Genomic DNA, 13,434 nt, shown 5'->3' with positions numbered 1-13,434 from the left:
GCTCCTGTTTTCATTACTCCACTTCATACGCTCTATACTTATGGCATCACCACCACCCTCCTTTCTTTTCCTGGTTCAGATGGTAAGATTTTAAAATGTATTGCTCCGGTCATTTCCATACTTTTAAGTAGCTGCTCTATAGTAGCAAATCTTTCTATTGTACCGCCAAACGTTTTTTGTCCCACATTCCCCTCATACTCAACAGTAATATCATACCACCGGGCTATGCTTTTCATAACTGTTTTTATATTTTCATTATTAAACAAAAAGTATCCGTTTTTCCACGCCAGAGCTTCCTCTACATCTATGTTATTAACTTCTATATTACTTTTAGATAAAGAGGCTATAGATTGCTCTCCTGGTTTTAGCAAAGCAGCTTGTCCTTTATTGGTTACTTTTACCGCTCCTTCTATTAATGTAGTCTTCACCGTATTTTCTTCTGAATAAGCACTTACATTAAAATGCGTTCCCAGCACCCGTACTTCCGTTCCGTTTGCTTCAACAATAAAAGGCTGATAAGGATTCCTGGCTACTTCAAAATAAGCTTCACCAATTATTTTTACTTTTCTTTCTTTTCCATCAAATACAACAGGGTAACTTATAGTGGACAGGGTATTAAGCCAAACTTTAGTGCCATCCGGTAATACAATTTTAAAATCACTTCCTTTAGGTGTTGTAACCGTATTTATCAAAGGCTTTACTCCCAAAATCCCCAAACCTATATCTTTATAAGCTATCTGTCCCTCTTCCTGCTCAATACGCGAATCACCTTGTAGCGCTAAAGTTCCATCAGAATCTTTTCCTAACACTATTCGTGAACCATCAGCTAAAGTTAACAGCACCGCATGCTGATTTGGTGCAATAGTATCCTGTTTGAGGCTAGTAACAATTTCTTCAGGCTCTGTTGTTTTCTGTTTGTCTTTATTCAGAAAAAACCATATTCCCAAACTACTCAATAAAATCAATGAGGCCGCATAACGTAATATCCTGGAAGTCCACAATACCGATACTTTTTGCGGTTGATGATCAGATTTTCTAAAACGTGAATCTGAGATAATATTCTCATACAACAGATTACTGTTGATTTCCTCATGATCCGTTCCATTCGAAATATTAGCCCACACCTGCTCTAATGAAGCATCCAGTAAGTTTTCATTTTTCAGGCTATGAAGATAACCAGTAAGCTCCTCCAATTCACCCCTACTAATGGTATTTCCTGTCAACGCATCAAGAAGATACTGTAAATGTTCTTTCGATATATTAGTTTCTTGTGCCAAGTGTATTATATACGGTTATATATAGATTACGTGTGGAGGGATAAAAAGGACTAGTTGATCTTCATCTTTTTTAGACAAAAAACATAAAATACTGATTTACAGATAATTTAATTCACATAAAAACCACTTATAAAGCTAACAACATAGCGAACCTGACCTAATACTCACGCATGTAAATGTATAATACAGAAAGAAAAAGTTAGCTCATTAAAAACAAGATAAACACATAAAGTACTTGCTGATTCTCTAATTGAGTTCTCAAGGTTTTTAAAGCAACAACCAAATGGTTTTTAACGGTATTTCTGGACAAACTTAACCTTTCGGCTATTTCATCAAAAGAAAGCCCTTCAAACCGGCTAAGCCTGAACACCAGCTGTTGTTGTTTAGGTAATTTAGATATAGCGGTCTCTGCATAATGCATAATATCGGTATAAATAATTTTTTCTTCGGTTCCATTATCTACTCCTGATATTTTACGCATAAGACCTTCTCGTAAAGCATCTGTACTTGTTGCTTTTCGAAAAGCATCCAACACCAATCGCTTACAGATTACGAACAAATAAGGTTCTATAGGCTTATTGATATCTATTTTTTCTCGGTTAACCCAAAGATTTATAAATGTTTCCTGTAATACTTCCTGACTCTGTTCTTTTTCTTTCAGAAAAGAATAGGCAAACCGATAAACTTTACGATGGTACTGGTCATAAAATACCCTAAAGGCCTTCTCATCTCCATCACGAAAATTTTTCAGTAAACTAGCTTTGTCAGATTTATCCGAAAACATATATAATTGATTTAAGATCTATGATGGTTATCGGGACTCTGAATAACACAATTCCCATAGACCCTGAACTAAATTATAAAAATAATACCATTTCACAAAAAACGTTCATTATACGTTAATGCAAAATAGGGCCGATAATATTACATAAATAAAAACCAAAAGTTACCTTTATGTTAAAAAAATGGTTCTTGCATTTATCCATGTAACAATGATGTTAGATCTAAAAATATGGAACAAACAAAAAAGGGAGGTAAAAGAAATACTTCTCTTCACCTCCCTTTTACAAGACTTTTTAATAGATAGCTACTTGGGTAACTGTAGCTCAATCATTACCGGATAATGATCTGATGGATATTTACCATTAAAATCATCAGTAATAATATGATGTTTTTTCACTTTTAGGGGTAAACCCGTAGATAAGAAAATATGATCTATACGAGTTCCCAGATTTTGATTGAATACATAATCATTAAAAGTACCATAATCAGCATTAATATTTTCCTGTGCCATCTTATAACTATCCCTCAAGACACCTGAACTCACTATTCTGTTATAATTCGCACTATTCTGGTTAAGATTAAAATCACCCGTTACAATACTGGGATATTTGGCTGATGCAACAGGTACAAGCGATAATAACATTTGTACACTCATATCTCTGGCTATAGTACCTATATGATCTAAATGAACATTAAAAAAATTAAATATTTTACCGGTAGTTTTATCCTTAATTAACGCCCGGGTACATATTCTGGGAGATTGCGCATCCCAACCTATACTACCTGGTTGTGAACTTGATGACGAAAACCAGAATGTTCCCCAATCCAATATTTCAATCTTATCTTTTTTATAGATTATAGGTGTATAATGCTTTTTAAGAGCCGTTGTTTCCCCATTAATGCTTATCCCTATATAATCGTAGCCGGGCAACATGCTTTTAATATCATTCAATTGACTCAAATAAGGTTCCTGAGCTCCAATAATATCAAAATCATACTTTTCTACCATTTGTTTAAACAAATCTTTTCTATTGTTCCACTCACTTGCAGGTGCCTGAACTGTATTATCATACTGGATATTATAGCTCGCTATTTTTAAGGGAGAATGCCATTTTTTCTCCTCCTCGTCTTCATTTTTTTTACAGGATTGCAAGCTTATAGCTGCAATCATAAAGTATAAAACTCTTTTCATTTTTTATATGATTAGGCTTAATATAGTTATATTATTCTTTGTAATAAACGGCAAAATCATCTATGTTTAAACGACCATTTGAAATTTCAGGATTTTTAGCTCCGTCTCCCAAACCAATTTTGTTAATCCTGAACCTTACCCGGCCATCAATATCCATATCAATCTCTGCCTTTGTATATTTTTGCTTATCGGTTGCTACAATCAAATCTCCTATGGGTTGCCATTTCTTTCCTTTATTTGTAGAGTATTCTAACTGGAACATGCATGGCTTATCCAAAGCAAAGCCTTTATACCAAAACTCCACTTTAGAAGCACCCTTGGGTAAATCGTACATCATTTGTAAATAAGCAGAAGCTGTATTGTTAAATATCATACGTACGGCATATTCTCCTGATACCGCTCCATCATATTTCTGATTTTGTATAACTGCATTATCCAGTCTCCATCGTCCGGTAGGCAAATCAATATCATCTATCCGATAATTCATTTTATTACCGGTCTCAAAACTCTCCGGATATTGTGGGTATAGTTTATCCTGCGCCTTGCTTACAAAAGCACCTGTCATTACTACAAAAAACAGGGCTAATATCCTATTATATCTATTATATCTATTATCCATATTCTAAAAATGTTGTATAACGCTATTTAAGTCTAATATTCAAAATTTCATCATTTCAGATTTGAAATCTGAAATGATGAATAGTTTTCTAAAATATTTTCTTTGATTATTGAGCCCGCTGGTAAACAGAAAAATCATCTATATTTAACCGTCCATTTCCGGTACCATTTGCAGCTTGCCCTTTACGATGGATCCTAAATCTCACAGCTCCCTGAATATCCACATCATAAGTCAGCAATTTAGGCACCCATGCCGCCTCCGTTACCGGATTTCCAATGGCAGTCCATGTAGTTCCCTGATTGGTAGAATACTCCAGTTGGAAAGTAGATGGAGTTCCTACTAAAGATGAACCGGACTGATTTCCCCAGGTTCCATAATAGAAAGAAACTTTAGACGCTCCGTTAGGTACATCAAAATCCATAGCCAGGTATATCGAGTAATTTACATTAAAATTACTACGCCATGCATGCGTCCCACTCACTACCTTATCCACACTTTCATTTCTTAAACCACTCTGATTAATTTTCCAGTTCCCGGTAGAAAGCGTTAATAATTTATCTGCATAGAATGTATTGCTATCACCTGAATTTACAGGTTCAAAGGTTTCTGGGAATCCAGGATATATAGGTCCACCTGAACGAAACTCTGGTAAGGCTTTTAAATCATCAAAATAAGAAAGATATCTATCATAAATACTTTCATCTTTCAACAAGACTATAGCTCCGTTACTGTTCTTTAAAGAATTACCGGTAAAAGAATGCGTTCCTGTGATAACAATTTTTGATTGTGGATTTCCATCAAAAGTTCCATTAATCAATGTAAAACGACTCTCCATATTGGTCAACTGTCTCGTATTATCATTAACATTAATCATCCGGATAAACCCTCCTTTAGATTCCAATTCTTCAAATCTTGATAAAGGTGCAGAAAGATTGCTTTTCACGACCAACTCTACCTTTGCTCCTTGTTCTGCCAATGAAATTAACTTGTCCAAAATGGCTATCCGGGTATTATCCCAATAAGCCATACCTATTCTTATTTCTGCCGTTGCAGAATTACTTACCCTGTTTAAGAAATCAAGAATAAGGTCTCCATTAATTCCAGCACCGTTATTTCTGTAGGGTAAAAAATGAGCTTCTATGTTTCCTGAATTTAGGATTTCAGAAAAGTAATTATAAGATGTCATTCCTCCGGTAGCTCTAACTTTAAGCTCGTTCCAATAAGTGATATAAGCTTCATACAGTGACTGGTCCGACAAGATTACTGCATCCTGTGCATATCTGGAATCAGCATCTGTAAAACTCTGCGAAGTCTGAAATACGACATACTGCTGCTTACCTGAAACGGTTTCAATCTCACTAAACAGTACAAATCTATTTTCATTAATAGCACCATCAACAACATCATTGTTTGTGTCCAAAATCTCAGCGTTCTTTAAGTTTGAGCTTCTTAAAAAATTCAATGCTTTAGGATTAATACGTTGACTTTCCAGACGGCTCATATCAATCAGTATTCTAAGATTTACACCTCTTGAATCCGCTCTTTTCAAGGCTTCTAAAACATCATCCTGATTAATTTGATAGATAGACATATGAATGCTAGCCCCCTGATCTGTTGCATCAATTAGTGATATTAATCCGCTTAAAATCATGTTTGATTCTAAATAAGAACTATAAAATTCCTTTTGGGTAAAACGCACCTCCGGCAGTGTAATATCTACAGGAATTAATGTTGTATCTACCAAAACAGGAGGGGTGTCATTATAATTCAGGTCTTCATCTATGGAATGATGTATTTTTTTACATGATGAAACCATGAAACTTATTGCTCCGAACAATAAGAACATGAAATATATATTCTTTTTCATCTTTATTATTTTTGTCTTTGTTTATTATCCTTAGACCTCACAGAAATTAAGCTTAGAAAATACCTGTGCATCTATGGTTATTTTACCAAATTTGAAGCTTGCTTCTGAATATCTCCTTCTTATTGATAAGGCTGATAGATAGCAAAATCATCAATATTTAACCTTCCGTTGCTAATGGTTGCGGTACTGGTTCCTAACCCGAGTTTATTAATTCTGAAACGAACCGGTACACGAATATCCATCATATAGGTTTTTAGCTTAGGCACCGGACTCGCATCTGTTACATGCTCTCCCATTTGTTTCCAGGTAGCTCCCTGATCTGTCGAATATTCTAAACGCCAGGTAGATCCGGGATCACCGCCCCATTGCCCGTAATAAACGGTTACTTTAGAAGCTCCATCAGGCACATCATTTTCCATTTGGGCATAACAAGAAGTTGTATTATTCAGGTTAAACCTTATAGCATGGGTACCACTTACTACCCTATCTGTATATTCATTTCTTAGACCTGCATTGTTAAACTTCCATTTTCCTGAAGGGAGATCCACAAAAAAATCACCAGCGGTATAACCTACCGTCTTCTCAAAGCTCTCCGGAAAACCTGGGTAAACCCTGCCACTTGCATTTTCTACATCTTCTATACTTCTCATCCTTATTTCAACACCATTATTTTGTACTCCTAGTGCCACCCCTTGAAAAGAAGCGTTATTAGGCAAAAGCTCTCCTGCAAAAGAAGACTGGGTAGAAGTAAATAAAGAAACTTCGAAACTTAACTCTTCCATTTTTTTATTACCTGAAAAAGTTTCTCCTGCATTAGGTTGCGGAGTTATATCTCCTAAAACCTTCACCAGGGTATTTTCATATTTATCCCGGTTATTATACAAATTAGCCACTCCCACTGCTCTAGGCCTCACATTCTTACCTGTGGTAACTTTTCTAACGTTTGCAGGCTCTACACCTCTAACTTGTAGCAGTCCGTTGTAACGGGTAAGCAATTTACCGCTAACATTAGCCACTACAGAATCTCCAAGTTTAAAATCATTGGCATTGCTCAGTTCCAGTGCCATTCCATGTTCGCCACTTTGCACAATAATGTATCCCGGAACGTGATTTCCATTTTCAATATCGGTAATAACAACACCACCAATTCTGCTTTCCGGTAAAACCAGATCTTCATCTTTGTACAATGTTTTGATGTTTTTAAGAGAAAGTGGATCAGAATGATACACATCTTTCTCACAGCCGATGAAAAACAACAATCCGGCTAACATTATATAAATACTCTTTTGTGTCTTCATATTCATAATCTTTTCAGATAAACGAGCTGTTTTCTTTGTTAATTCATCCACCATACCTTTACATTTAGGTTATCTCCCCCCATACGATTAACAACTGCATCATAATTTGTCTTATTATACAGTAGTACACTTGCCGGGTATGGAAGCCTGGCCGGATGCTTTCCATCATTATGCATGTCTTCTCCCAATACTAAAGCCGGATAACCCGTCCTCCTGATTTCATGCCATTGCTGGAATCCATTACCAAAAAGCGCTACATATTTTTGGTCCATAATACGCTCCACTGTTCCGTTATAACTCACCTCAGGATTCAATAAAAACGAAGTATTAGTTGTAATGCCCCAATAAGCCAACGCAGAAGTTACCGCATCATCATAATAAGTTTTACCATTGCCCACCATCAGTCCCCTTACCACGGCTTCTGATAGCAAAAATTGTTGCTCTGAATATTGCATGATATCTCCAAAGTATTTTGAGCGTTTTAAATCAAGAATATAAGTAGAGTAACTTCCGGTTCTATAAGCAGGATCAGCTGCCGGGTAACCTATAGGCATTCCAACATAACCACTTCCAACTGTTGTTGCCCATAATGGTAACCTGGGATCATTTGTTGATGCTAATTTTCCGATAAAAGAATGTGAGAACTTAATACTTCCGTTAAACGATAAATCTCTTACATCATAAAATGCATTTACAAAGGGTGTAACATTGGTATAAAAGAATGTTGCTCCATCATCGTTATTACGCATCAAAGGATATTTGGTTGGATTAGCTAAAAAGTCCCTTAATTTATCCTGATATTCCGCTCCCTTTCCCTGTACTCGCATCAGTAAACGTAAGGTTAGTGCATTGGTAAACCTTTTCCACTTGGTTAAATTTGCAGCTACATTAGCATTGTATAACAAATCGTCCCCAGTCAGGGGTTTAGTTAAATCATATAAAGAGTTAGCTCTTTCCAGATTAACAAAAATAGTGTCATAAATCTGTTGTTGAGTATCAAATTTTGGAGTGGTATTCCCTTCCATTCCCTTCAAAGCATCCGAATAAGGAACATCTCCATAAACATCCGTTATATTCGAAATTAACCATGACTCCAACGTTAGAGCTATGGCTGTATAATTGGCATCCTTTTTCTCTTCAGCCAATCTTCTCATTTCTTTAAAATTTAACAACTGACGATAAGGTGTTGCCCACATCGCATTGGAAGTACCGGCACTAATCTGATAACGGTGAATCTGGTTATTTCCCTGTAATTCCCTGAATACAGCTACCTGAGCCAATTGTGTATTAATGGTATGTGCCTGTCGCTGTATATGCGTCACCGCCTGATATAAGGAGTTGTTCAAAAATGAGGAGGCTCCGGGATTATCTATCCCTTCCGGCTTTTTTCTTAAATCATCCAAACCGGTAGTACAACTTGACAGCACACCTATAAAAGCCAGTAGAGAGTATATTATAACTTTATTTCTTTTCATAATAATCAGCTTTAGAATTCTAGATTTAAACTGAAACCAAAAGATCGTGTGGATGGAAATTGCCCAATCTCAATACCAGGTAAAACCTGTGCACTGTTAAGGGTTGCCGTTTCCGGATCAAACAATGGAAATTTGGAAAACACTAAAAGATCTCTTCCTGTAATGGCTAAACTTGCATTTTTTATAGCATGCCATTTAATAAATCTTTTAGGTAATTTATAGCTTAAGCTCACCTCCCTCAACTTCAGGTAAGAGGAAGAGAACACATTAGACTCCATCAAGGTAAAATGGTAATACTGAGCGTAATAAAGTGCCGCCGGTATTCTTACATTATTTGGCGAATAACTTCCATCAGCATTCTCTATAACACCCGGTCCTACAATACCCGTTTCCCTGCCTGGTAAAGTGTTGGTTAATTTTCCACCTCCGGATAACATAGCATGTGAGTACGACATCATTTTACCTCCCACTCTGGCATCCCAAAGGAAAGACCCTGTTAACCCTCTCCAACTAAAGCTATTTTTAATACTCGCTGTATAATTAGGATTGGTATTGCCAAAGTTTTGTATAGTGTCTGTAAATACAGGCAAACCATTGTTAAAAATCATTTCTCCGTCCGGATTACGTTTAAACCCTAATCCATATAATTGCCCCAGTGCTTTTCCTTCTTCCGCTACCAGATAAAGGTTAGCCCAGGTAATTCCATATAGATTCAACCTTTTTTCTGTTCCTAAAGCAGATGCCACATCTACCACTTTATTTCTGTTGGCTGCCCAGTTAATATTCACATCCCATTTAAAACCATTTTTCTTTTGAACAGGAGTTCCTTTAAACTGTACTTCTATCCCCTTATTCTCTACCTTTCCAACATTAGTCATCGCACTGGTAAAACCACCAGAAGGGTCTACCGGAAGGTTAATAATCTGGTTCCGGGTACTTCCTTTATATAAAGCTACATCCAGTCCCAAACGTCCTTTAAACATTCTTAAATCAAAACCCGTTTCATAAGCATCAGTAAACTGAGGTTTCAGATTCGCATTAGGTAATGTTCCGGGTGTTGTCAAAGATCCCGGAAAATCTGTCTGATAGTAATTCATCAGGAAAGCATAAGGATCTTTAGAATCTACTCCCGTAGATGCGAATGAACCTCTAACTTTTGCAAAAGAAATCCAGTTAGGCATGGCAAAAACTTCATTCAGCAATACACTGGTATTTACACTTGGATAAAAGAAAGAAGAATTATGAGAAGGTAATGTTGACGACCAATCGTTTCTTCCGGTTATTTCCAGATAATACTTACCTTTAAAGTCCAGATTTACAAAACCGTACAAACTATTCACTAAAAAGCGTTGTTTATCACTTCTTGTTATCACCGGATCTCTGCTATTGGCTATATTATAAACACCGGGTAGAGTCAATCGGTCTGCCATCATATTATCGTATTTATAATCATTAAAACGCTGATTTCCACCAAAACTGGCAGTATACTTTAATCCGGGAATAGCGCCCTTATATTTCAGAAGGAAATCCGAGTTGGCTTCTATTCTAAATACGTTTTGTTGTCTGTACATACCATCTTTCCAACGGTAAGTACTCTGCGGACGTTGTTGCGAGCGATATTCATAACTCATATCCGCACCAGAACGCACACTAAAATCTAAATGATCGTTGATTTGAACGGTAGCCTGTACATTTCCCACCATATTATGTCTGTCACTCGCATTGGTCATATCATAAGCAACCACATACGGATTGTCCAATCCATTCCAGAATGGAGAAAACTCCTGTACATTCTCTTCTCCGGGCACCCAGCGTTGTTTGTACCAATCTATATTTACGTTTGGTGTTTGCTGAATCATGAAATACATAACCGTTTGGTTATTATATCCCTGACTGGGTAAATTATCAGTATATTTTCTCGAATAATTTGCTTTCGCATTCAGATTTACTCTGGAGGAAAGTTTTCTGTTACCGGATAACGAAAGTAATATTCGCTCAAATCCGGTATTAGGCACTATCCATTCATTTTTATGATAGGCTGCCGAAGCCCTAAATCCTTCTCCCGCTACAGCTACTGAGGTATAAGATGTTACTGCCGATTGAAAAAATCCGCTATAAGCATTTTTTTGCGGAACCCAGGGCATACGCTCTGTTCTTGGCGCTGTAATTGGGTTCGAGTAGGCCTCGGTATCATAAGGTGAATGAAACTGGAAATAAGGCTGTCCCAGAAAACGAGGTCCCCACGCTCCGGTTGTGCCTTTAGTACTATTTCCATCAACGCTGTTATTATAAGAATACCAATCTTGTCCTACTGTTCCCTGTCCATATTCCCATTGGTAATCAGGATAATTGTTCACCTGATAGGCTGTTAAATAAGTATTCACATAAATTCCCAGACCCGGTGATTTTTTTCCTGATTTTGTAGTGATAATGATAGCTCCGTTAGATGCCCTTGAGCCATATAAAGCAGCAGCACCCGGTCCCTTTAATACAGAAATATTTTCGATATCCTCCGGGTTGAGATCACTTAACGAACTCCCGAAATCTACAGGATTATCTGAACCTATTATAGGCCCGTCTCCGGTACCTGTTTGCGATGAGCTGATAGGTACACCATCTACTACAATTAACGCACCACTACCTCCTAAAGCCAGCACATTATCACCTCTTAAAACCACATCACTTGTACCAACAGGCCCTCCTACTTTATTAAGGTTTAAACCTGCCACTTTACCAGACAGAGCGTTAATCCAGTTACTGGTTGGCGATTGTGAAACTTCTATCCCTTCTATTTTTTGTACGGCATAGCCCAAAGCTTTTTCTTCTTTCTCTATACCTAAAGCCGTAACAATAACCTGGTTAAGCTGCTTGGCATCCGGTCTTAAGCGGATATCCAATGCCGTTGTTTTGCCAGATTGTACCTTAACATCTTTAAGAGTCTGCGTTTCGTAAGACAAAAACCTGATTTCTAAAGTGTAAACACCAGGCGCTACAGAAATATTATACATACCATTCGCATTGGCTATGGTTGTTTTATTCAGCTCTACAACTTTTACACTGGCAGAGGGTAATATTTCATTCTTCTCATCATAGATTTTTCCGGTAATCAATCCTGGAGATGGTTGTCCCTGAACAACCGTATTCCTGGGAGCCGGAAAAATAGAAATCTGCTTTCCTATAACTTTATAGGTATAGTTTGTATTTTTTAATGCAACATCCAGCACTTCCTGTACGGTTTTTTGCACCATATTCAGGTTAATTGCTTTGTCGCCTATTTTGGTTATTCCTAGTTCCTCATAGAAAATTCTGTAATCGCTTTTACGCTGAATTTGTTCAAAAACATCTTTTACTTTACCATTTTGAATGTTAATGGTAAACTTTGTTTGCGAATAAGTTTTTGCATGTACACTTATTATACTCGCAAATAGCAATATGGATACTAGCTTCATCAAGTGTAAAAGGAATTTTAACCTCCATTTCAGGACGTGTTTGTTCACACCTATTTTTTGCATAACTTTAGGTACTTTTTTAACTGTAATAGGTTAATAAATTGTATTATCGTTGTGGAAGATGTTGGTCGCATCTTCCATTTTTATTTTTATTGTATTATCGTTAATCCGATCTATAGTTGGTCAGTACTCCGCTTTAACATCCACCCCCTTTCTGTTTTTTCTGCCTGACAGCCTGTAGTCAATGCTATGACCTGTAAAATCTGCTCCGGCTCTGGCTCAAGATTCAACCGTCCTGAAAAATATCTTTCCTCCTTTTTAGGATCATCTAGCTGAATAGATATATTATAATACCGGGTAAGTGTTTTTAATAATTCCGATAAATTTTCATTTTTCAAATACAGATATCCGGACTTCCATGAAGTAAACATTTCTGTATCTACATTGGCTAATTTAAAAGATTTTGCTTCTGTAAAAACTCCCATATTTCCAGGGACAAGACGTACTGTATTTTTCTCGTTAACCAAATCAGCTAACAAGACACTACCTTGTACCAACGTGGTTTTTATATCTTTTTCATCGGCATACGCTCTTACGTTAAACGATGTACCTAGTACTTTTACATCCACGTCTTTAGCATATACATGAAAAGGTTTTTCTGCCTGATGTGCTACGTCAAAAAAAGCTTCTCCCTGTAATAAAACCTCTCGTTTGTTTCCTTTAAATACATTAGGGTATACCAACCGGGAGCCCGAGTTCAACCATACTTTAGTCCCGTCAGACAATACCAGTTCTGCCCTTCTTCCGTAAGGAACCACTAATGTGCTAAAAGCATGCTTTCCGGTTTCCAGTTTCTGAATCAGCTCGCTACCATTCCCGTTTTTTATCTCAAGCTTTCCTTTTGTATAATCTATTCCCGCATTTCCAGCTAAATCTATACTTCTTTCTTCATCCAGAATCAAACGTGTTTCTTTCAGAGTTCCCATTTCAATCTGTTCATTTCCTGCATAAGAAAATAGCTCTTGTTTAGTATCTATACCGTACTGGTTCAATGTCAAATAAACTATGCTTCCTAACAACAGCACTATTGCGGCAGCTGCACCCCTAAAGAATACAAGGTTTCTGATTTTACCGTTATCTAAACTGATTTTCTTATACAATCCTGTTTTCAGCCCTTTGGATTTGGCCTTCCATTGAGACACAGACATGCCATCGTCTTCATTTAATTGATCATACCACGTCTCAACCAGCTTTCGCTCCTCTTCAGTACACTTTCCTTTAAGGTACTTCTCTATCAGTTTTTCTAACTCGGGTTTCACTTTTTACAGGCCTTTTTATAAAGAGACAATAGTATTTGAGTAAAGTACTATTGCCTCTGCTTATTTTTTACTTTTTTCTCTTAGAACCTGTTTAAACTTATATGGTAAAGTTTTTAATAGGCTATTTTGAGCGAGACAAGGTATGTTTTTGAAGA

Annotated in this window: 9 protein-coding genes; all 9 read right to left on the bottom strand. The window is 36.8% G+C overall.

Translation table 11 applies throughout. From position 1 onward, the window contains the following. Positions 1-38 precede the first annotated feature (38 nt). Positions 39-1,277, bottom strand: a complete 1,239-nt coding sequence (locus tag ACFSAH_RS11365; RefSeq protein ID WP_379662858.1) for a FecR family protein — start codon at positions 1,275-1,277, stop codon at positions 39-41. A 199-nt stretch (positions 1,278-1,476) separates the two neighbouring features. Beyond that, positions 1,477-2,061: an RNA polymerase sigma factor gene (locus ACFSAH_RS11360; protein ID WP_379662857.1), complete on the bottom strand. Its 585-nt coding sequence runs from the start codon at positions 2,059-2,061 to the stop codon at positions 1,477-1,479. Positions 2,062-2,364: 303 nt separating this feature from the next. After that, positions 2,365-3,252 (bottom strand): endonuclease/exonuclease/phosphatase family protein, encoded by an 888-nt coding sequence (locus tag ACFSAH_RS11355; RefSeq protein ID WP_379662856.1) that lies wholly within the window; start codon positions 3,250-3,252, stop codon positions 2,365-2,367. Between the two features lie 31 nt (positions 3,253-3,283). Beyond that, positions 3,284-3,871 (bottom strand): hypothetical protein, encoded by a 588-nt coding sequence (locus tag ACFSAH_RS11350; RefSeq protein ID WP_379662855.1) that lies wholly within the window; start codon positions 3,869-3,871, stop codon positions 3,284-3,286. 106 nt (positions 3,872-3,977) lie between these two features. Next, positions 3,978-5,738 carry a phospholipase D-like domain-containing protein gene (locus tag ACFSAH_RS11345; RefSeq protein ID WP_379662854.1) on the bottom strand — a complete coding sequence of 587 codons (1,761 nt, stop codon included), beginning with the start codon at positions 5,736-5,738 and terminating at the stop codon, positions 3,978-3,980. 119 nt (positions 5,739-5,857) lie between these two features. Beyond that, positions 5,858-7,036, bottom strand: coding sequence for a DUF5689 domain-containing protein (locus ACFSAH_RS11340; protein WP_379662853.1), 1,179 nt, complete (start codon positions 7,034-7,036; stop codon positions 5,858-5,860). A gap of 38 nt (positions 7,037-7,074) precedes the next feature. Continuing rightward, positions 7,075-8,511, bottom strand: coding sequence for a SusD/RagB family nutrient-binding outer membrane lipoprotein (locus ACFSAH_RS11335; RefSeq protein ID WP_379662852.1), 1,437 nt, complete (start codon positions 8,509-8,511; stop codon positions 7,075-7,077). A gap of 11 nt (positions 8,512-8,522) precedes the next feature. Further along, the gene (locus ACFSAH_RS11330) at positions 8,523-11,960 is read right to left on the bottom strand and encodes a SusC/RagA family TonB-linked outer membrane protein (RefSeq protein ID WP_379662851.1); all 3,438 of its coding nucleotides are present in this window, start codon (positions 11,958-11,960) and stop codon (positions 8,523-8,525) included. 173 nt (positions 11,961-12,133) lie between these two features. Further along, on the bottom strand, positions 12,134-13,279 hold the full coding sequence (locus tag ACFSAH_RS11325; protein WP_379662850.1) for a FecR family protein: 1,146 nt from the start codon (positions 13,277-13,279) through the stop codon (positions 12,134-12,136). Positions 13,280-13,434: the final 155 nt, after the last annotated feature.

It is taken from the genome of Pseudopedobacter beijingensis (assembly GCF_042678145.1).
In the GTDB taxonomy this organism is placed as follows: Bacteria; Bacteroidota; Bacteroidia; order Sphingobacteriales; family Sphingobacteriaceae; genus Pseudopedobacter; species Pseudopedobacter beijingensis.
The sequence above is the reverse complement of the archived record's forward strand: the minus strand, read 5'-3'. Positions and strand labels throughout refer to the sequence as shown.

Excerpts from the sequence above, each read along its gene's own strand:
- ACFSAH_RS11360 (WP_379662857.1), bottom strand. The coding sequence starts at position 2,061 with ATGTTTTCGGATAAATCTGACAAAGCTAGTTTACTGAAAAATTTTCGT.
- ACFSAH_RS11355 (WP_379662856.1), bottom strand. The coding sequence starts at position 3,252 with ATGAAAAGAGTTTTATACTTTATGATTGCAGCTATAAGCTTGCAATCC.
- ACFSAH_RS11350 (WP_379662855.1), bottom strand. The coding sequence starts at position 3,871 with ATGGATAATAGATATAATAGATATAATAGGATATTAGCCCTGTTTTTT.
- ACFSAH_RS11345 (WP_379662854.1), bottom strand. The coding sequence starts at position 5,738 with ATGAAAAAGAATATATATTTCATGTTCTTATTGTTCGGAGCAATAAGT.
- ACFSAH_RS11340 (WP_379662853.1), bottom strand. The coding sequence starts at position 7,036 with ATGAAGACACAAAAGAGTATTTATATAATGTTAGCCGGATTGTTGTTT.
- ACFSAH_RS11335 (WP_379662852.1), bottom strand. The coding sequence starts at position 8,511 with ATGAAAAGAAATAAAGTTATAATATACTCTCTACTGGCTTTTATAGGT.
- ACFSAH_RS11330 (WP_379662851.1), bottom strand. The coding sequence starts at position 11,960 with ATGAAGCTAGTATCCATATTGCTATTTGCGAGTATAATAAGTGTACAT.